Consider the following 19,139-nt stretch of genomic DNA (forward strand, 5'->3'; position numbering starts at 1 on the left):
GACAGGCTGCTAGCCAACGTCTGTGCGGACTCCGGTAGACCGGAGGTGGCCGAAACTTGGTTTCGCAAGGTCATCCAAGTCGGTAAGGCGACTGGCAATACCTTGATCACTGCGGGCGCCCTTCATAACCTTGCGGCCCTCCTGCAATACCAGCCCGGCCGCCTGTCTGAAGCGCGCCAGTTCGCCGACGAGGCCTTGGCGATCAAACAGACCCTGGACGCTGGCACGGTAAACATCTGGGCAACTCATGGCCTCCTCGCAGAGATCGCTGATCAGCAGTCACGACCCGGCGAGGCAGCCGAGTACCGCCGCCTGGCCCGAGAGGCGAAACGCCAATTCCCCGGAACGGCCCAAGAGCTGAGACGTTTCGCGCCGGTGATAGTCGCTGTGGTGCAAGCCGTACACGACGATACGAAGGCCAATTCTACGACGGACGAGCACATACGCCAAGCTAACCAGGCCGGCGGGGAGGCCGCCGAGTTTGCCCGCGTTATCCAACGGATCCTCGCCGGTGAACGGGACCGGGACCCCCTCTGTCAGGGCCTCTCGTATCAGTTCTCCCCGGTGGTCGAAACCATCCTCGAAGCCCTCGCCGACCCCAGCACCCTGGACTCCCTTCTGTCCGCTCCGGAGACCGCCGAATGAAACCCTTGCACCTCCTGATCCAACCCACCCTGGACGGCACCCGGGTCAACTGCCAATGGTTCGGCCAGTCCGCTCTGCGCCCCGAGGGCACGCTGACCTTGGCTTATGGACCGCAGGCCGCGCTGGCGGTGCTGCCAGACTACTTCACGATCGACCTCGCTCCGCTGCTGGCCGAGATCGGCGCCGGCCTGGTTGCCAGCGCCGCTGCCCTCGCGGACACGGACGACCTGCTGCCCCTGCGCGACCTGCTGGGGCCGGACGGTCTCGCGGGGCTGTGCGCGGCCATCTATCCCTTCCTCTGGCGGGCGTCGCGCACCACCCCGACCACTCTCAAGCGCGCCCCCGGTGTTCACGCCTGGGCCGACCCGGACCGCCGCCTGGTGCGGGTCTGGTTTGCCACCAACCGCAAGCGTGAGCCGACTGGCGACCCGGTGCGGCTCTTCAGCGATGAGAAATCCAACGAGGGGTTGATCTACGGTCGCTGCAGTGTCTTCATCCCCAAGAGCCACAAGCCCGGCTCCACCGGCACCCCCTGGTGGCGGCGGCTGATCCGACTGGAATCGGACGACACCCTCAAGCTGCGCGCCACCGTGCCCCTGCCCGAGCCCGTCTTCTGGGGTCGATTTGCCCAGGCGCTCGCCACCGACTGGCGATCCGGCGAGCGCAACGCCTTCGTGCTCATCCACGGCTTCAACGTGAGCTTCGAGGAGGCGGCGATCCGTGCCGCCCAGATCGGCTACGACCTCAAGCTGCCGGGTGAGATGGCCTTCTACAGTTGGCCCTCGCGCGGCGGGGTCCTGGACTACGCGGCCGACGAGTCGACCATCACCGCCAGCGTCGGCCCGCTCGCCCAGTTTCTTGAGGATCTGTGCGCGCGCTCCGGGGCCGAGCGCGTACACCTCTTTGTCCACAGCATGGGCAATCGCGGTTTCCTGAGCGCACTGGAGCGGCTGGCGGCGCGGCAGCACCCGCCGCTGCGCCTGGGCCAGGTCTTCTTCTGCGCCCCGGACGAGGACGTGCGCACCTTCGCGGACAAGACCCGGCTCTTCCCCCAGGCGTGCGAGAACCGCACCCTGCTGGTCTCACCGCAGGACAAGGCGGTGGCCCTGTCGCGCTGGCAGCACCAGCACGACCGCGTGGGTATCGTCCCGCCGCTGTATCCGTACGAGGGCATCGAGACCATCGCGGTCACCGGCTTCGGCCTGCTGGACCTGGGCCATGGCTACTTTGCCGCCGCCGAGCCGGTGATCCTGGACCTTCGCGAGGCCATCGAGAGCCGCCGCCCCGCCGCGGAGCGTCGGGGTCCACGGGCAGAGCAAGGCCATTTCGTGATCGATGTCCAGTCGTAGTCGGGCGTTTCACCTTGTCTTGCGCCCAGCCCAAGCCCCGAAGGGGCGTGACATACCAGCCTAGCAGGCTGTCGGACTTAGTGATGCAACCGATTGAATGCAAAGAGTTTCCTCTTTTGCGCCAAAAAGTCGTTTTCCTGTTTAATCAATCGGTTACGCCATCAAGTCCGACAGGCTGCTAGGGCAACGCCCTGGGATTGCATCGTGTTCAGCCTAGCCCTGAAAGGGCGTGACATACGGCCCTGCGCCGTTATGTCACGCCCTTTCAGGGCTAAACTCCCTCATATGCCTCACACCCAGGGCGTTGCCCTGGGCTGGTATGTTCGACCCCGTTGGGGTCGGCCAGCAAGTGCTCACATGGAACTGCCGACACATAGACAATGCAACCAAAAAGCCGATCATTCGGGCCATTTGCAACAGCCTCGGTTATTCCTGCCCGGAGATATGCACGCCGTTGGAACTGCTGACGGAGGGTGACGACGATGTACCAAGATGAAATCATAGCGGAAGTCTGGCGCAATCGGGATGCCTACGCCGCCCAGCACCATTACAGCCTCGCCGAGATGGTGTCCGATCTGCGGGCCAGACAGGGACGGCCGGGCTGCAAACTGGTCGATCGCCGTGACCAAGCGAAGCCGTCCAGCCAACTTTGTTCATCAACGGCTTCGACCTGAGTCACAGGGTGGGCAACCGCGGTTTCCTGATGGACTCCGGGCGCGGAGCGCCCGACACATGCGTGACACCGCCGCAGCGGTGTCACGAGAGCACGCGAGGTTTTCCCTAGCAGGCTGTCGGACTTAGTGATGCAACCGATTGAATGCAAAGAGTTTCCTCTTTTGCGCCAAAAAGTCGTTTTCCTGTTTAATCAATCGGTTACGCCATCAAGTCCGACAGGCTGCTAGAGCGCCGCAATCCGCTCCCGTTGCGTCTTGAGGTTACCGATGGCCGTGGCGTGCTCGGCCAGCTTGTCGCGCTCTTTCTGCACCACCGCCGCTGGGGCCTTGTCGACGAAGGCGGGGTTGGTGAGCTTGGTCTCGGTGCGCGCCACGTCGTCGGAGAGACGCCCGATCTCCTTGTCCAGGCGCTTCAACTCCGCATCCTTGTCGATCAGCCCGGCCATGGGGATGAGGATCTTCATCTCGCCGACCAGGGCGATGGCGGACTCAGGGGCCAGTGACTCGTCGTCGAGCACCGTGATGGACTCGGTGCGCGCCAGGAAGTCGAGATAGGGGCGGGCGGCCTGGAGCCATCGGCGGTCCTGGTCGGAGGCGTTGGCGATCAGCACCGGCAGCGGCTTGCCCGGCGGGATGTTCATCTCGCCCTTGATCCGGCGTACGCCGAGGATGAACTGGCGCACCCAGTCGATCTCGGCCACCACCTCCCGGTCGCCCTCCGGATCGGCTGACACGGCCGGCGCGGTGGGGTAGGGGGCCAGCATGATGGTCTCGCCCGCCACGCCTGCCAGGGGCGCCACCTTCTGCCAGATCTCTTCCGTGATGAAGGGCATGATGGGGTGGGCCAGACGCAGCAGGGTCTCCAGCGTCGTGACCAGGGTGCGACGGGTGCCGCGGCGGGCGGCCTCTGAGGCATCGGCGCCGGTCAGGACCGGCTTGCAGAGCTCCAGGTACCAGTCGCAGAACGCATTCCAGGTAAAGTCATAGATCGCCTGGGCGGCCAGGTCGAAGCGGTAGCCGTCCATGGACTCGCGCACCGTGTTGGTGGTGGCCGCCAGCCGCGCGGCGATCCAGCGGTCGGCGGGGGAGAGTTCGATCGGGTCTGAGCCGAGCCCGCAATCCTGCTCCTCCGTGTTCATCAACACATAGCGCGACGCGTTCCAGATCTTGTTGCAGAAGTTGCGGTAGCCCTCGATGCGGCCCAGGTCGAATTTCACGTCCCGCCCAGTGGTGGCGAGTGCTGCAAAGGTGAAGCGCAGCGCATCGGTGCCGAAGCCGGGGATGCCGCCGGGGAAGTCGGCGCGGGTCTGTTTGGCGATCTTCTCGGCCAGGTGCGGCTGCATCATGCCCTTGGTACGCTTCTCGACCAGGGCCTCCAACTCGATGCCGTCGATCAGGTCGATGGGGTCGAGCACATTGCCCTTGGACTTGGACATCTTGTCGCCGTGGGCGTCGCGCACCAGGCCGTGGATGTAGACGTCCCGGAACGGCACGTCGCCCATGAACTTGAGCCCCATCATGATCATCCGGGCGACCCAGAAAAAGATGATGTCGAAGCCGGTGATCAGGACCGAGGTGGGGTAATAGTCGCGCAGGCGCTGCGTGTCCTCCGGCCAGCCCAGGGTGCTGAAGGGCCAGAGTGCGGAACTGAACCAGGTGTCGAGCACGTCCTGGTCCTGCTCCAGGGCTAGCTCCGCGCCCAGACCGTGGGTCTCGCGCACCTCCTGCTCGTTGCGCCCGACATAGACGTTGCCCTCGGCGTCATACCAGGCGGGGATGCGGTGGCCCCACCAGATCTGGCGGCTGATGCACCAGTCCTGGATGTTGCGCATCCACTCGAAATAGGTGTTCTTCCAGTTGTCCGGGACGAAGCGGATGCGCCCGTCCTCCACCGCGGCGATGGCGGGCTCGGCCAGCGGGGCGACGCGCACATACCATTGATCGGTGAGATAGGGCTCGATTAGCGCGCCGGAACGGTCGCCGCGTGGCTGCTGCAACCGGTGGTCTTTGACCAGGGCGAGAAGTCCTAAGGCCTCCAGGTCTGCCACCACCCGCTTGCGTGCATCATAGCGGTCCAGGCCGATATAGGCGGCGGGGAGCAGGTCGCCTTCCTCGGGCAGGTTGGCGCGTATCGCCGCGTCGATGGTGAAGATGTTGATCAGGCCGCCGTGGGGCTGATCGGCGATGCCGAGCTCGTCGCGGTGACGCTCCCAGACCGCATAGTCGTTGAAATCGTGGGCCGGGGTGATCTTCACACAGCCGGTGCCGAAGGCCGGGTCGGCGTAGTCGTCGGCGACGATGGGGATGCGCCGGCCGGTGAGCGGCAGCTCGACGAACTCGCCGATCAGGTGCTGATAGCGCTCGTCGTTGGGGTTCACCGCCACCGCGCAGTCGCCCAGCAGGGTCTCGGGGCGGGTGGTGGAGACCACCAGGTGTCCGGTCCCGTTGGTGAGGGGATAGCGCATATCCCACATATTCCCGGATTCTTCTTCCGACAGGACCTCCAGGTCCGAGACCGCGGTGTGCAGCACCGGGTCCCAGTTCACCAGACGCTTGCGCCGGTAGATCAGGCCCTCCTGGTGCAGGCGCACGAAGACCTCGCGCACGGCCTCAGACAGGCCAGCGTCCATGGTGAAGCGCTCGTTTTCCCAGTCGAGTGAGGAGCCCAGCCGGCGTAACTGACGGGTGATGGTGCCGCCCGACTCCGCCTTCCACTCCCAGACCCGCTCGATGAAGGCCTCCCGGCCCAGGTCGTGGCGCTTCTTGCCCTGCTGTTCCAGTTGGCGTTCCACGACCATCTGGGTCGCGATGCCGGCATGATCGGTGCCCGGCTGCCACAGGGTGCGGTCGCCGCACATTCGGCGGTAGCGGATCAGTGTATCCATCACCGTGTTGTTGAACCCGTGGCCCATGTGCAGGCTGCCGGTCACGTTCGGCGGCGGGATCATGATGCAATAGGTCCCGGCCCCGGCGCTCTGCTGGGCGCCGTCGGCACTCGGCCCGGGGGCAAACCAACCCTTGTCCTCCCAGTGGCTGTACCAGGTTTTTTCCAGGGTTTGGGGGTCGTAGTTCTTGTCCAGCATGGCGTTGCGTCGATCCGCGGGGTGGGCGAGGGTGGATGGGGAAAGGGGGCAAGTATACGTTGATCTTTGACCCGGCCCGCCGGTCAGGGTGAGGTCGTTGGTCCGCACAGCGGACCCGGCGGGCGCCGGGTGAGTGGGCCGCCCGCCGGGTTGGGGCGATGATCGAGGGGGCGGCTAGCCGTCAGGCTCCCACCCCCTCAGTGGGCGGCGAATCAGCCCCCGGCTGGCTTCTCTCCTGCCGGCTGGGCCGGTGCCGGTGCCGGCGCTGCGGCGGGTGCCGGTGCAGCCGGTGCCTCGGCCGCCACCTGGGGCGCCTTGACGATGGGTGCAGCGGCCGCTGGTGCGGGCGTCGGGGCTGGTGCGGCCGCCGGTGCCGGTGCGGGCGCCGGGGCTGGCTGAGGACTAGGCACAGCGGCGGCGGCGACCGGCGCGGGCGCTGGGCTGGGCGCCGGTTGCGCCGGGGCTGCCGGCGCACTCGGTTCCGGGGTGGCCGGCGTATGGGCGACGGTGGGGTTTGCGGGGGCGGCGGCAGGCGCCCCGGTCAGGGTCGCCGGGGCGGCCTGGGCGACCGTGCTCGGTTCGGGGCTCGCGGCCGGGGTGGCTTCCGCAGGGTTGGCGGTGGGGATGGTCGCCTTGGGCCGGGCGACGCGCGCCACGGCGGTGCGGCGCGGTGCCGGTGCGCGCTCGCGCGGGGCCCGGGCCGCGGGCACGCTGCGCGCAACGACAGGCTCGGCGGCGGGCTCGGCCATCGCAATCTGGGCGCCGCTCGCCTTGGGTTCGGTCGCGGCCGGTGCGGTCGCAGTCGCAGCGGGGGTGGCGCCCGCGGCGCCTGCTTGGGCGACGGTCTGGGCGCGTGCCGCGGCGTCGCGGCGCTGCTGCGCCAAGGCGCGCTGTTCGGCGGCATAGGCGCGTTGCTTGGCCGCGTAGTTGCCATAATCCGGACCGTTGCCGACGATGCTCACCTGGGTGCCGACACCCACATGCTCGAACAGGACGGGTGCCAGCTTGGCCGGCAGGCGGATGCAGCCATGGGATGCGGGGTGGCCAGGGTGCGGGATCGGACCCGCGTGCAGGCCCACGCCATCATAGGTGATGCGCAGGTAATAGGGCATGCTGGCGCCCTCGAAGCGCGCCCCCGACGGGAACTGTCCCTGGCCCGACTTGGCATTGGTGCTCAACACCCGGCCGCCCTTGCCCAACACCTTGCCATAGAGATTGGAGCGCTTGTTGGCGGACTTCTCCAGGACCTCGAAATGCCCCACCGGGGTCGGGTGCGACTTCAGCCCGGAGGCCACCGTGGTCCAGCCCACCTGCTCATCGCCGACATAGAAGCGCGCCTTCTGTTCGTCGGTATTGACTATGATCCGCGTGAGTTTCCGATCCTTCGCGTCCCACTCATAGAGCTTGCCCGGTTTGGGCTTCTCCTGGGGCGCCGGGATGGGACCCGGTGCGACCTCGGTGGGTGCCGCCGCCTGGGCCGCGACCTTGGGTTGTGCTTCCGCGGCGGGCCGCGGCTCGGGCCGGGCGATCCAGCCTTGCAAGCCCTCCAGGCCCTGCAAGCCAGATAGTTCGGCGCAGGCGCTCAGTGTCAGGAGCAGCGGCACGGCCAGGGCGACGCGCGCCAGGCCCAGGTGCGGGGTCAGTCGGTGGCAAACGGGGTCGGGGGTCTTTTCAAAGGCCATGGTGTGGTTTCTGCCGGTGCCGTTGTCGGTCCGGTTCCATGTTGATTTTCAATGGCGCATAGCATAACCGACCGGCGCCGTTGCGGCACCTGTCGATGCCTTTGAGAGGGCCCGTGGGCCGAATCGCAACTGGTCCGGCGGGGCGTCCCTGCTGTAAGATGGGCGGCTTTTCGCACGGAAACCGGGCGAAACCCTCTACGGGACTGAAATTATGGGCTTCAAATGTGGAATCGTGGGCCTGCCCAACGTGGGTAAGTCTACGCTATTCAATGCGTTGACCCGCGCCGCCATCGCGGCCGAGAACTACCCCTTCTGCACCATCGACCCCAATGTGGGTGTCGTCCTGCTGCCCGACCCGCGACTCGATGTCATCGCCGCCATCACCAAGCCCCAGGCGGTCCTGCCCACCGCCATGCAGTTTGTGGATATCGCCGGGCTGGTGGCCGGTGCCTCCAAGGGCGAGGGGCTGGGCAACAAGTTCCTGGCCAACATCCGCGAGACCGACGCCATCGCGCATGTGGTGCGCTGCTTTGAAAACGACGACGTGATCCACGTCTCCGGCGGCGTCGACCCCCTGCGTGACATCGAGATCATCGACACCGAGTTGGCCCTGGCCGACCTGGAATCGGTCGAAAAGGCCCTGGACCGGGCCAGCCGTGCCGCCAAGGTTGGGGATAAGAAGGCCATGGTGCGCCGCGACTTGCTGGAGCGGGTGCGCGTGCATCTCGACCAGGCCAAGCCGGTGCGCACCTTGGATATCAGCGACGATGAGCGCGCCGAGCTGCGCGAGCTCTTCCTGCTCACCAACAAGCCCACCATGTATATAGCCAACGTCGCTGAGGACGGCTTCACCGCCAACCCGCTGCTGGACGCCGTGCTCAAGCACGCCGCGGATGAGGGTGCCCTGGTGGTTCCGGTCTGCGCCGCCATCGAGGCCGAGATCGTCGAGCTGGCCGATGACGAGCGCGGTGAGTTCCTGGCGGAACTGGGCCTGGAGGAACCTGGCCTGAACCGGGTGGTGCGGGCCGGCTACCAACTCCTGGGGCTGGAGACCTATTTCACGTCCGGCCCCAAGGAGGTCCGCGCCTGGACCGTCCCGGCGCGCTCGCGGGCGCCGCAGGCGGCCGGGGTGATCCACTCCGACTTCGAGCGTGGCTTCATCCGGGCGGAGGTCATCGCCTACGCCGATTTCGTCGCCTGTAAGGGCGAGCAGGGGGCCAAGGAGGCGGGCAAGCTGCGCTCCGAGGGCAAGGAGTATGTCGTCAAGGATGGCGACGTCATCCACTTCCGCTTTAATGTTTAAACCGTTTGCCGGCTTTCTGCGGAACTGTCCGGAAGCATAAATCTCTGTTCTGGATCGAAAACAGGCGCGGTTTACGTCCTCAGTGTTCCGGGTTGTTCCGTTGCAAGCGGGTACGGAAGCGGGTATAAAAGCGGGTACGCCCCCCGCACCCTCCCAGGAAAAAGCGGGTACGGCCGGAAAGCCCATAACCTGAACCTGGCCAAGAGGATAACCGCGCCATGCTGACCGACGCCAAATGCCGAACCGCCAAGCCCCAGGCGACGCCCTACAAGCTCCCGGACGGGCAGGGGCTCTATCTGGAGGTGAAGCCCAACGGGGTGAAAGCGTGGCGCTACCGCTTCAAGCTGGCGGATCGCGAGAGCACGTTTGCTGTCGGCAACTATGGGGCGGCCCCCGCGGGCGAAACCCAGGACTCGGCACAGGCCCGGCGCGACGGTGGGACCTTCACCCTGGCCGAAGCGCGCGAGGAACGCGCCAAGGCCCGCGGACTGGTCAAGCAGGGGATCAACCCCGCGGCGGCCCGGCAACTGGAGCGCACCAAACAGGCACAGGCGAACGCCATTACCTTTGAGTCCGTGGCCGGTGAGTGGCTGGCCCTGAAGGACTGGACCGAGGACACCAAGGCCCGGCGCCTGGATATGCTCAAGCGTGTGGTGTTCCCGAAGATCGGGGCGCTTCCCGTGGGTCAGGTCACACCGGCGCACGTCCTGGACGTCCTGAACACTTCGGCCAAGGACAACGGGCCAGCAGTCGCGGTTGAGGCCCGCCGGGCAATGTCTGGGGTGTTCGACCTGGCCGTGTCCACCCTGCGCGCCGCGACCGATCCGGTTCACCCCGTGCGCAAGGCACTCCCCAAGAACAAGACCCAGCACAAGCGCGCCTTGGCCGCTGAGGAAATCGGGCAACTGCTGAGGGACATGGCCGCGCACCCGGTGCGGCATGAAACCTTGGCGGCATTCCGCCTGATGTGGTTCACGCTGGCCAGGCCGTCAGAGGTAATCGAGGCCCAATGGGCAGAGTTCGACCTTGATGCAGCCATCTGGCGCATTCCTGCCGAGCGGATGAAGCTCCGCAAGGAGCACACCATACCGCTACCGACCCAGGCCGTTGCGCTACTGCGCGCGCTCCAAGGCGTTACCGGGCACCAAGCGCACCTGTTCCCTGGCCGTGACAACCGCACCAAGCCAATGAGCGGCGCGACCTTTCGTCAGGCACTCATGACTATCGGATGGTCCGGGCGCTACAGCCCGCACGCGACCCGCACCACGGGCAGTACCCGCCTAAACGAAATGGGCTATACGTCCGACTGGATAGAGCGGCAATTAGCCCACGCCGAACCCAACGCCGTGCGGCGCACCTACAACCATGCCGAGTATCTGAGCGACCGCGCCAAGATGATGCAGTCATGGGCGGATTACTTGGATCGAATCAAGACGGGCTCTAACGTGGTGGAGTTCCGGCGCACCGCGTAACCAGTTCGGCCGGGTCTAGGGTAGCTCCCGAACGGCGGCACCTTCACCGCCTGACCTGGCCACCCTCCTTGAAGGCTTGCGCTTAGAAGGTGCGCAACCATGAGTGTCAACACACGCTGCCCGGACTATATCCCGGCAAACGCATGGGCTGCATTCAATGCCTGTCGTGCCGAATGGAGTAGAGCGGAAAAGGGCCGAGTCGCGGTTTTAAATGTGCGCTCGCCATTCGACCCTGCACGCGATTGGGCTCCCCCGTCTGTCTGGATACCTGAAGGGCGAGGCCCGCAACGCGTAGAACTGTTCCAGCCTTGTGCAACCCATCGCGCCATTCTTGATCGTCTGGCCACGGATGTGGACTTGGGCAAAACGTGGCGCAACCTGCGACGCGCATCCGTGGATGAGTTGACCGAACTACTGCGGTTCCTGGTCAATGTTGCCATGGCCTTTAAAGCCAAACAGCGCGAGACTGAACAACGTATAACGCGCCTGAGTGAAGCGGTAGCCGAAAGCGCCAAGCTGCTTGCCGAAGATTTACGCGGTCTTGAGCGGGTTGCCCGCGATGGGCGGCTGCCCACCCTGGTTACTTGGCTGACGAACGCGGCGGCACTCGACACCCTCAGTGGCGCTACTGCCGACTACCCGCGTCTCCTGAGTGCGCCACAACAGAAGTCAACCAAACAGGCAATTATCTCCCACCTGTTTTCGAGCATAGCGCTCCATCGCGATGTTAGAGAAATAACGCCCCCGTACCGTCGCGCGGCCGAGCTACCAAACCTAGGAGACACCGACATAGCACGACTGTTGAGCGCCATGTTTGACCCAGAATCCTTTAAGCGCAAAGACATAGGGAACTCGCCCGCACGCAAGCGGTAAAGATCGCTGCGCACTTTCGCGCGATCCATACCGCCCGGTCTAGCGTCGCCCGGCTACCGTTTGCCCCACGCCGGTATGTTCCGGCCCTGGCTACCGAGACGCGCACATGGCCCAACAAGCCGCCCCCGCCCCCCTGAAGATCATCCGCCGCCCGGCTGTCGAGGATCGCACCGGGCTTTCACGCTCAACCATCTATGGGAAGCTCCGCCAGAACCCCAAGCGCCCGGCGGAGTTCGATCCGACATTCCCCCGCCCGGTGTCGATCAGCAAGAAGGCCGTCGGCTGGGTCGAAAGCGAGGTTGACGCCTGGCTTGCTGAGCAGGTCAGAAAGAGCCGTCCCGATGTCGCGCCGACGCCGAAGCCCAAGGCCCGCCCGCAGTATCGGCCGGCGCCCGTGGCAATCCTGGACAGCGCAGCATGAGCCGCCGATCAGTCGAACGCCGCACGGCCCGCCAGGACAAGGGCAAGGCCCGCTGGACCTCCAGCACCCCCAGAAACGAGAAAGCCCGACCGGGGGCGAGCCGGTCGGACTTGGGGCGGGGCACTATCGAGATTATCCTTGAACCGTCGCGGCATCCCCAGCAAGGGACACCGCGCAAAGCCTAGGCCGCCGTAACGGCTCAAGCACCGGAGGATGCGATTGTACCCCGCCCGGGTGCCGCCCTGCATCACCGCTGCCCGCCTGCGCGCGGTCATCATCCAACCGGAGAGATGACCAGATCATGAGTGCCACCAACACCAAGCGCCCTGCCGGCGCATCCATCGACACCGGCCTGACCGTCACCGTCTTGCGCTCCACGCGCCCGGCGCTGCTGACCAAGCGGTTCGAGCTCGCCAGCACTGGCGAGCTCAAGAAAACATCCATCGCGCAGATGACCGAGGGCACCGCCGCCCAGGCCATCGTTGCGGACCTGTCCGGGTTCCTGGCGCTGCTGGACAGTCTGCCGCCATCCGCGGCCCTGACCTATGGCATTGCCACCGGACACCCGTCCGCGCGCATCGTGGCGAGCGCCAAACACACCGAGGACAGCACCGCGATCACCCGGACGCGCCGCTTTTTTCAGTTCCGCCGCGCGCCCGGGATCATGTTCCTGGACTACGACCCGCCCAAACCGATTTCGGAATGTTCGGAAACAAACCCACCTAAACCCACCAAACCCACCATAGGGCCAGAGTCGATAAGTCCCGCCGACCTGATCGCCACCCTGCGAGCAGTTGCCCCGTGCCTGGCCGATGCGCCGATGTTGTGGCGCCCGTCAGCATCGTCGGGCATCGTCCACGCCACCACGGGCGAGCCGTTGACCGGGCTTGCAGGGCAGCGGATTTACATCCCGGTCGCTGATGCGGCCCTGATTCCGGACGCCGGCAAGGCCCTGGTCACGCTCCTGTGGGCGGCCGGTTACGGTCGGATCGAGATCGGCGCCGCTGGGCAGGCCCTCGAACGAACCCTGGTGGATGCGTCCGTCTGGCAGCCCGAGCGCCTGGACTTCGCCGCGCCGCCGTCGCTCGGTCCTGGACTTCGCCGCGAACCTCAGGCCGCATTTATCGATGGTGAGCAGGGTGAACTGTGCGACCTGCGGCGGCTGATCGATGCCGCTGACGGCACCATCAAGGCCCAGGCCGCCACCGCGCGCAAGATCGCGAAAGCCGCAGCACGCCCGGCAATCGCCGCCGCCCAAGCTGCCTGGATCGACGTTGAGGCCCCAGTGCTGGTGCAGCACGGGATTCCCCTTGATGTTGCCCGCGCCGTGCTGGCCCGCGCCTGTGACGTCCACGACCTGACCGGCGAGTTCCGCCTACAGTGCCCCGACGGCACCACAACGACAGTCGGCGACCTGTTAGACAACCCGGCGAAATGGCACGGCAAGCGGTTTGCCGATCCGCTGGAGCCCAACTATGGGCAGGACCCGCGCATTGCTTGGGCCAACCTGCGCAGCGGCGGCCGGCCCTACCTACACAGTCACGCCCACGGCGGCCGAAAGTTCCGTCTGGTGCGTCCGAGCGCGCGCATCCGTCTTGCTGTCGGCGAACGCGCCCGAGTTCTGGACAACCTCCTTGACCTGCTGCGGACCCGCGCGGAGCTCTACGATCACGGCGAAGGCTCCGCTCTGGCCAGGATCACCGAAGATGCGCGCGCCCTCCCAGCGTCGCGCGAGTGGCTGACCGACCATCTGGACCGGACGGCCCAGTTCTATTCCGAAAAGGTCGACGGGCAAAACGAAGACAAAACCGCAAAAATCATCCAAGTGACGCACGACGCACCCGCTTGGGCTGCGATGCGAATCATCGCCAAAGACGGCGAGCGGGGACTGCCCAAGCTGGACGCGGTAATCTCCGCGCCGACCTTGCGCGCGGACGGCTCGGTACTCTCTGAGCCCGGATATGACTCCGCGTCGCGCCTCCTCTTGCTGGCCGATGCCCCGGACATCCCGCATATCCCGGACGCACCGACGATCAGTCAGGTCCGCGCCGCCCTGGAACTGCTGTGGTCGCCTGTCGCGCTGTTCCCCTTGGTGGACTCGGTTGACCGCGGGGTGATACTCGCCGCGCTGCTGACTGCGGTTGTGCGGGCGAGCATCCCGACGGCGCCCGGGTTCGCCTTGGACGCGCCCACGGCGGGTACCGGAAAAACCCTGCTGGCCGAAGTCATCGGCGCCCTGTCGCTCGGGTACGCGCCCACCGTGTTCTCGCCGATCAGTTCGGACGATGAGGAGACCCGCAAGCTCCTGTTCGCCGCCTTGCGTGATGGGCAGCGCGTGCTGATATGGGACAACATCCGCGAGCCGCTCGGTAACGGCACGCTGGATGCGTTCTTGACCGCGCCCACGTTCTCCGGGCGCATCCTGCAGACCAGTTCCACGGCGACCCTGCCGAATCGGGCGCTGTTCCTCGCCACCGGCAATAACCTAGTCTTGAAGGGCGACACCTGCCGGCGCCTGTTCCCGGTGCGGCTGGACGCGCGGATAGAGCGCCCTTACGCGCGGATGTTCGACTTCGATCCTTTGCAGGTTGTCCTGGCCCGCCGTTTGGAGTTCGTCACAGCCGCCTTGACCATCATGCGCGGATGGATCGCCGCCGGGCGCCCGCGCCACGGGGCAGGGCGCAGCGCGTCCTTTGGCGACTGGGACAACCTTGTGCGGCAAACCGTCTGCTGGGTCGGCACCCTAGACCAGCGGTTTGCCGATCCGCTCAAGGCCACTGATCGCGCCTATGAGATCGACCCCGAAACAACGAAGCTGTCGGCGCTGCTGTCGGCTTGGAGCGACGCCGTCGGCACCATGGCGACCACGACCGGGCACCTCATCACGCTGGCCATGAGCGGGGATCGGGTGCGCCAACAGATTTCGCAGCAAAAGGCCATGCAGCGCGAAGAGGTTGTCGCCTCTTTGATCGCCGAAGAACAGCGCGTTGAAGCGCTGCGTGACGCGGTGGAGGAAATAGCCGGGAATCCGCGCGGGGACATCAACCGGCGCAGTCTTGGGCGATGGATCGAGAGCCACCTTGAGCGGCGGCACGCGGGCGCCCGGCTGACGCGGGGAAAGCTCAGTGCGGGGTCGCAAACCTGGCTGCTGGCACACGACAAGCCCGCCGCTCAGTCTGGCCCTATGGTGGGTTTGGTGGGTTTAGGTGGGTTTGTTTCGGAACATGGCGAATTGCCCGCCACCGCCGCCGCGGATGTGATCGAGGTGGAGGCATGACCGCCGCCGCCACACTCGCCCGCGCCCGCGCCGATGGGGTAACGCTGGCCCTGGACCCGGCCGGCAAGCTCAAGGTCCGTGGCACTGACGCCGCCGTCGCTCGCTGGCTGCCGGAAGTCCGCGCCCACAAGCCCGCCCTGCTGGCGATTCTCAGCGGCACCGGCCCGGCCCCCGCCGGTGAACCGGCCGACCCCGCCACCAACTGGCGCTGGCTGATCTCCCCTGCGGACGGCTGCCGGTTCTCCCTGTCCAGCACCCCGCCAGCCACCCGGGCAGAGGTCGAGGCCCTGCACCCCGGCGCCCTGGTCGATCTCGAACCCAGCCCCGCGCCCGTCGCGCCGCACCACCTGGAGCAGGCGGCCGCCATCCTCGAGCCGGTGCCGACGCCGACGCCCGCCCTGGTGACCTGCCGGACCTGCGGCCACTGGCGCCGCGATCAGGTAGGCGACGGGTCAGGGCTTGGCCGGTGCCTGGCCAGTGCGCCCGCCAGCTTCAAGCCGGGCTCATGCTGGCCGCGGGGCGAGATCGTCTGTCGTGAGCATCAAGGGGTGACGGAATGATCCTGAATGACCCGTGGGAATTGATCGACACCCTTGCAGCCGAAGGCATCGAACTGCGATTGAAGTCGCGCGAGTGCGCGAATGTATTTGTAGCGCCTGGCCAAGAGCAGCGGTATTGGTCGCATTGGCAGGCCATCATAGTCGAGCACGCCGGCCCCTTGTTCGCGGTACTCAGCGGGCAAGCGGTACGCATTGACACGCCGCGCCCGCGCCCCCTCTGCGGGAAGTTCAGGCCCAAGGCGAAGCGCGCCACCAAGCCGACGAAAGCGCGCGGCCCGCATGGGGCAGGACCGGCCCCAAGGGGTGCAGCATGAACCCCGCCGACATCCGCACCATAATGCGCGCGTGTCCTGTCAGCACGCGCCACGACCGCACCGGCCGACTGCGCGAAGTCTGTGGCGTCGCCTACAAGATAGCGGAATGGCAGCCGATCTTTCGCGCCAACCGCGCCGCTATCTCCGTGCATATCGCGCTGTTTCACGCCGGATTCTTGGCCTATGTCGACGAGCTGTGCGCCAATGGCCCGGCTGGTGTGTCTGTCCGGCTGGCAGCGGACGTCGATCCCGAGACGGAAGAACAGGTCTTGTTCCTGATAGATCAGGCCGTCTGGTCTGTTCGGCTGGCGATGGCGAGAGAACCGACCTTGCATTGACCGCCACCGCCGCAGGGACGCGGCCCAACAAGGCGTGTCGGCGATGGGGTGCAGGAATTGCACCCAGCACACTCGCGTGAAGGTATCATCAACCGAACCACCCACCCATAGAGAACCCAAATGATCCAATCCGGCGGTCACGACCTGAACAGCTACCGCGAGGCGTTATTGTGGAACCTTGAGCCGCACCGCCGCCACCTGGCGACGCCCGCGGTATCTCAATACCTGATGATGAAGTCGATCCCGCCCGGCCGTGCGCGCGGCTGCGTCGAGCAAGTCACTGTCGAGATGGCCCGCGAAGAGCTGCGCGGCTTGGTCGGCAAGATCCCGAGTAGCGAAATCGCCAAACGCGAGGTCGCACTCAACTTGCTGGCAAGCAGACTGGGAGGCTAACCCCGCCGGGTGAATTGACGGTCCCCAGTTTTGGGGACAGGTGCAGCCCAACAAAAAGCCCGCACAAGGCGGGCTCGGTGGGCCTGGGATCTGTCAGGGTTCAGGCGACTTGCCGCTTGCGCCAGTCGGCCTTGGCCCGGTCCCGCTCGCGGTCAAGGAACTCGGCCAGGTCGGTGACGCGCACCAGCCAGGGGGCTTTCTGCGATCCGGCGCGGACGACTGCCCCAGCGCCGCCTCGGTCGCAGCTCGGCCAGGAAGCGCGACACGTCCGCCTGACTGGCTGGTCCTCGATCGGTCACGGTCAGGGCCGTGTCGGGCTCAAGGCGGGCCGCCAGTCGGCGCGCGGTCTCCAGGTCCACGGCCACCAACCGAATGAGCATCGTCGGCCACCTCCAACACAAAGACGCGCAACCGATCAGCCAGGCGGGGCACCCGCCCGCGGCGATCCCTGCCATTGGCGACCTCGTTCAGCCGGTTGAAGCAGGACACGCAGAGCGCACTGTAAAGCAGCGCCCTACCTGGCAGTTGACCGCCGCAATAGACGCAGGCATCGACTGGCCAGGGATCTGCACCAGGCGCCTCGCAGTCGGCATTCTGGGCACCGGCATCGGTAAGCCGGGCGGGTGCGCGGTAAACCAAGCAGGTGGGGCGTAAACCAGCGGAAAAGGTGGCCGACCCGGGGTGACGAATCCCCGTGCCCGCCGTGCCGCGTTGTCGGTCCCGCGCGGCGTCGGTCGGAGTCTCGGCCGACAGAGGTTCAACTCATTGCGCGGACGGCGGCGGGGCCTTCCCTTGGTTGGCCAGGTCGATCAGTGCGGTCACCGCCTGAACGTCGCCCAACAGAGCGGCCTGTTCGAGCGTCTTAAGCAACGCGGGACCGTGGGCACGGACAACCCGTCTCGCCAGCTCTGGCAGGTTCGCGGGCCGACCCGGGCGGCTACCGAAGGACTGGGCACGGGGCGCCATTTAGATCACAGCTCCCGCCTGGCCGGCACGGATCAACCGCGAATCGACGCGGACCCGCAGGTGCGTGCGACCACGGGCGCGGGCTGCCAGGTGCAAACCGACGGTAATCAGGGCCTCTTGCAAGGCCGTCCCCAAGTCGTGCAGGGCTGAAAGCTCGGCCACCTCAACCGCGGCGGTCCAGTTGGCCAGGGCCGCCGCTTCGGTATGCGGTTCAGCCGGGCGGGCCGCCGCGTGGTCGGCCAGCAGCCGCGCCAGACCAGCCTCGTCAGCCCCCAGCAAGGCCAGCGCCGGGCCGTCTGCGGCATCGCCACCCCCACCGTCCAGCCTGCGGGCAAGCAGGACGTCACGCTTGCCCTGAACGGCTGCCAGGCGCTCACGCAGGACCAGGGCGCGGGCGTCGTGCGCCTCGATGTCCTGCCAGGTAGCCGCGTCTGCTCGACTGGCCAGGATCGCAGAGCGCGCCAAGCCCACGGGCGGGGCGGTCGCCACGGGTACGCGGGGGGCGAAGCCTGCCAGGGCCGCCGCGATCCGGTCACCGGCGTCGCGGGCCATGACCGCGGTCAGTTCATTCAGCCGGGCTTCGGCGGCCAGGTCTACCGGCGTCGTGCTGGCGGCGGCTTCCAGTTCGTTCAGGCGGGCTACGGCTGCCTCCAGGCGGCCACGGGTGGCGATGGTATCGGCCCCTTCAGCAAGGGCCGTGTCGAGGGCTTGTTGAGCGTTGCGGACTTGGTCGCGTGCTTTCGAGAGTAGGGTGGGTGTCATGGCGGTTGCTCTGGGGTTTCGGCAGGGTTGCCCCTAGGCTACTGTCACGACATTGGGTTGCCCCATCCGCAAGCCGCTGAAATCGCACGGCCCAAAATTGGGCACCCCCCAAATACACACCCGCCCCCGGCTCAAAACTGAGCCGGGCCCCTTGCATTTCCCGTTTCAGCAACGATAATCGGGACACCTTGAACCGTTGCGGAAACGACAATGACAGACACCACCACCACGAAGCGCGGACGGCCAGCCACGGGACGCGCCCGCACCCCGGCCCAGCGATCCGCAGACCTGCGAGCACGGGCGCGAACCCAGGTATTCGAGGGCAGCCCGACGCCGCTCGGTGAGGTTGCCGCGTCGGTCCTGCTGGAAGGGATCGCCACGGCCTACCGCGCCCGCCTGCCGTTCGAGGTTGAGCGGATCGCGGGTGAGCTGGTTCGGCGCTTATCCGTTGCAGCAACGGAAATAGAGTCCGTTGCGGAAACGGTAATTCCTGAACCCTTAACCGTTGCGGAAACGAATAAGGGCGAAGCCAGAGGCTACCCGGCTGCGGTTCAGCGCATGGCCCTGGGCATGGCCGACCGTGGGGACAAGCCCGCCGACGTCCGCGCCGCGATCATGGCAGCGTGCGGCAAAGCCCCGAGCCGACAGAACTTCGGCAAGAGCCTGCGTCGCTGGCGCGAGGGCGACACCGCGCGGAACAGGCGGCGCGGTCGGGATCGAGGTCCGGGAGCGGGGCAGGGGGCAGCCCTCCCAGGGTGCGAAAAGCCCCAAGCGATCCTAAAAGCGGGTACAAAAGCGGGCACAAAACGCCGCACACGAAACGCGAAGCTAGCAACGGCAAGGCTTACAGGCGAGACTACGCGTTTAATGTTTAGGCTGACGGCGACGAGCCGGTAGCGGTGTCGGTAAGTCTCTGAAGTAACAAACCGCCTGAGTAGGGAACATTTTCGTTTACCCCAGCGCAGAACAAACGATCAAGGGCTTACGCGCATAGCGTCGGGCGAGAAGCGAAAATTCACCCCAGCAC

Annotated in this window: 17 protein-coding genes; 11 read left to right on the forward strand and 6 right to left on the reverse strand. The window is 66.4% G+C overall.

Annotation, left to right across the window (positions count from 1 at the left end):
• The first annotated feature begins 6 nt into the window (after window positions 1–6).
• The 3 genes from QZX93_RS23015 (at window position 7) to QZX93_RS23025 (ending at window position 2,668) form a co-directional block, all read left to right on the forward strand.
• Window positions 7–645 carry a tetratricopeptide repeat protein gene (locus QZX93_RS23015; protein WP_295389908.1) on the forward strand — a complete coding sequence of 213 codons (639 nt, stop codon included), beginning with the start codon at window positions 7–9 and terminating at the stop codon, window positions 643–645.
• Window positions 642–1,994, forward strand: a complete 1,353-nt coding sequence (locus tag QZX93_RS23020; RefSeq protein WP_295389876.1) for an alpha/beta hydrolase — start codon at window positions 642–644, stop codon at window positions 1,992–1,994. The genes QZX93_RS23015 and QZX93_RS23020 overlap by 4 nt, the downstream gene beginning before the upstream one ends.
• Window positions 1,995–2,476: 482 nt before the next feature.
• Window positions 2,477–2,668 carry a hypothetical protein gene (locus tag QZX93_RS23025; RefSeq protein ID WP_295389878.1) on the forward strand — a complete coding sequence of 64 codons (192 nt, stop codon included), beginning with the start codon at window positions 2,477–2,479 and terminating at the stop codon, window positions 2,666–2,668.
• 224 nt (window positions 2,669–2,892) lie between these two features.
• Here QZX93_RS23025 and QZX93_RS23030 read toward each other — a convergent pair whose 3' ends face one another.
• On the reverse strand, window positions 2,893–5,751 hold the full coding sequence (locus QZX93_RS23030) for a valine--tRNA ligase (RefSeq protein WP_366761053.1): 2,859 nt from the start codon (window positions 5,749–5,751) through the stop codon (window positions 2,893–2,895).
• Between the two features lie 212 nt (window positions 5,752–5,963).
• Window positions 5,964–7,433 carry a L,D-transpeptidase family protein gene (locus QZX93_RS23035; protein WP_295389880.1) on the reverse strand — a complete coding sequence of 490 codons (1,470 nt, stop codon included), beginning with the start codon at window positions 7,431–7,433 and terminating at the stop codon, window positions 5,964–5,966.
• 211 nt (window positions 7,434–7,644) lie between these two features.
• Between QZX93_RS23035 and ychF the strand changes: the two genes are divergently transcribed.
• The 8 genes from ychF to QZX93_RS23075 all read left to right on the forward strand — a co-directional run bounded on the left by ychF (window position 7,645) and on the right by QZX93_RS23075 (window position 16,384).
• Window positions 7,645–8,736, forward strand: a complete 1,092-nt coding sequence (gene ychF, locus QZX93_RS23040; RefSeq protein ID WP_295389882.1) for a redox-regulated ATPase YchF — start codon at window positions 7,645–7,647, stop codon at window positions 8,734–8,736.
• Window positions 8,737–8,954: 218 nt separating this feature from the next.
• Window positions 8,955–10,208 carry a tyrosine-type recombinase/integrase gene (locus QZX93_RS23045; RefSeq protein WP_295389884.1) on the forward strand — a complete coding sequence of 418 codons (1,254 nt, stop codon included), beginning with the start codon at window positions 8,955–8,957 and terminating at the stop codon, window positions 10,206–10,208.
• Window positions 10,209–10,307: 99 nt separating this feature from the next.
• The gene (locus tag QZX93_RS23050; RefSeq protein WP_295389886.1) at window positions 10,308–11,081 is read left to right on the forward strand and encodes a hypothetical protein; all 774 of its coding nucleotides are present in this window, start codon (window positions 10,308–10,310) and stop codon (window positions 11,079–11,081) included.
• Between the two features lie 106 nt (window positions 11,082–11,187).
• A complete protein-coding gene (locus QZX93_RS23055) occupies window positions 11,188–11,502 on the forward strand; it encodes an AlpA family phage regulatory protein (RefSeq protein WP_295389888.1) in 315 nt (104 codons plus the stop codon).
• A gap of 580 nt (window positions 11,503–12,082) precedes the next feature.
• Window positions 12,083–14,779: a hypothetical protein gene (locus QZX93_RS23060; protein WP_295389890.1), complete on the forward strand. Its 2,697-nt coding sequence runs from the start codon at window positions 12,083–12,085 to the stop codon at window positions 14,777–14,779.
• On the forward strand, window positions 14,776–15,339 hold the full coding sequence (locus QZX93_RS23065; RefSeq protein ID WP_295389892.1) for a hypothetical protein: 564 nt from the start codon (window positions 14,776–14,778) through the stop codon (window positions 15,337–15,339). Before QZX93_RS23060 ends, QZX93_RS23065 begins: the two co-directional genes overlap by 4 nt.
• A gap of 310 nt (window positions 15,340–15,649) precedes the next feature.
• Window positions 15,650–15,991: a hypothetical protein gene (locus QZX93_RS23070; protein WP_295389893.1), complete on the forward strand. Its 342-nt coding sequence runs from the start codon at window positions 15,650–15,652 to the stop codon at window positions 15,989–15,991.
• A gap of 120 nt (window positions 15,992–16,111) precedes the next feature.
• The gene (locus tag QZX93_RS23075) at window positions 16,112–16,384 is read left to right on the forward strand and encodes a hypothetical protein (RefSeq protein ID WP_295389895.1); all 273 of its coding nucleotides are present in this window, start codon (window positions 16,112–16,114) and stop codon (window positions 16,382–16,384) included.
• Window positions 16,385–16,484: 100 nt separating this feature from the next.
• Here QZX93_RS23075 and QZX93_RS27505 read toward each other — a convergent pair whose 3' ends face one another.
• The 4 genes from QZX93_RS27505 to QZX93_RS23090 all read right to left on the reverse strand — a co-directional run bounded on the left by QZX93_RS27505 (window position 16,485) and on the right by QZX93_RS23090 (window position 18,112).
• A complete protein-coding gene (locus QZX93_RS27505) occupies window positions 16,485–16,568 on the reverse strand; it encodes a hypothetical protein (RefSeq protein ID WP_366761061.1) in 84 nt (27 codons plus the stop codon).
• Window positions 16,537–16,764 (reverse strand): hypothetical protein, encoded by a 228-nt coding sequence (locus QZX93_RS23080; RefSeq protein ID WP_295389897.1) that lies wholly within the window; start codon window positions 16,762–16,764, stop codon window positions 16,537–16,539. The genes QZX93_RS27505 and QZX93_RS23080 overlap by 32 nt, the downstream gene beginning before the upstream one ends.
• Before the next feature lie 382 nt (window positions 16,765–17,146).
• A complete protein-coding gene (locus QZX93_RS23085; RefSeq protein ID WP_295389898.1) occupies window positions 17,147–17,350 on the reverse strand; it encodes a hypothetical protein in 204 nt (67 codons plus the stop codon).
• Window positions 17,351–18,112: a hypothetical protein gene (locus QZX93_RS23090; protein WP_295389900.1), complete on the reverse strand. Its 762-nt coding sequence runs from the start codon at window positions 18,110–18,112 to the stop codon at window positions 17,351–17,353. It lies immediately after the preceding gene.
• Window positions 18,113–19,139: the final 1,027 nt, after the last annotated feature.

The sequence above is a fragment of the uncultured Thiodictyon sp. genome (assembly GCF_903946935.1).
Classification (GTDB): Bacteria; Pseudomonadota; Gammaproteobacteria; order Chromatiales; family Chromatiaceae; genus Thiodictyon.

What these genes read in the sequence shown, in the direction of transcription:
- QZX93_RS23020 (WP_295389876.1), top strand. Translation starts at nt 642, where the DNA reads ATGAAACCCTTGCACCTCCTGATCCAACCCACCCTGGACGGCACCCGG.
- QZX93_RS23025 (WP_295389878.1), top strand. Translation starts at nt 2,477, where the DNA reads ATGTACCAAGATGAAATCATAGCGGAAGTCTGGCGCAATCGGGATGCC.
- QZX93_RS23030 (WP_366761053.1), bottom strand. Translation starts at nt 5,751, where the DNA reads ATGCTGGACAAGAACTACGACCCCCAAACCCTGGAAAAAACCTGGTAC.
- QZX93_RS23035 (WP_295389880.1), bottom strand. Translation starts at nt 7,433, where the DNA reads ATGGCCTTTGAAAAGACCCCCGACCCCGTTTGCCACCGACTGACCCCG.
- ychF (WP_295389882.1), top strand. Translation starts at nt 7,645, where the DNA reads ATGGGCTTCAAATGTGGAATCGTGGGCCTGCCCAACGTGGGTAAGTCT.
- QZX93_RS23045 (WP_295389884.1), top strand. Translation starts at nt 8,955, where the DNA reads ATGCTGACCGACGCCAAATGCCGAACCGCCAAGCCCCAGGCGACGCCC.
- QZX93_RS23050 (WP_295389886.1), top strand. Translation starts at nt 10,308, where the DNA reads ATGAGTGTCAACACACGCTGCCCGGACTATATCCCGGCAAACGCATGG.
- QZX93_RS23055 (WP_295389888.1), top strand. Translation starts at nt 11,188, where the DNA reads ATGGCCCAACAAGCCGCCCCCGCCCCCCTGAAGATCATCCGCCGCCCG.
- QZX93_RS23065 (WP_295389892.1), top strand. Translation starts at nt 14,776, where the DNA reads ATGACCGCCGCCGCCACACTCGCCCGCGCCCGCGCCGATGGGGTAACG.
- QZX93_RS23070 (WP_295389893.1), top strand. Translation starts at nt 15,650, where the DNA reads ATGAACCCCGCCGACATCCGCACCATAATGCGCGCGTGTCCTGTCAGC.
- QZX93_RS23075 (WP_295389895.1), top strand. Translation starts at nt 16,112, where the DNA reads ATGATCCAATCCGGCGGTCACGACCTGAACAGCTACCGCGAGGCGTTA.
- QZX93_RS23080 (WP_295389897.1), bottom strand. Translation starts at nt 16,764, where the DNA reads ATGCTCATTCGGTTGGTGGCCGTGGACCTGGAGACCGCGCGCCGACTG.
- QZX93_RS23085 (WP_295389898.1), bottom strand. Translation starts at nt 17,350, where the DNA reads ATGGCGCCCCGTGCCCAGTCCTTCGGTAGCCGCCCGGGTCGGCCCGCG.
- QZX93_RS23090 (WP_295389900.1), bottom strand. Translation starts at nt 18,112, where the DNA reads ATGACACCCACCCTACTCTCGAAAGCACGCGACCAAGTCCGCAACGCT.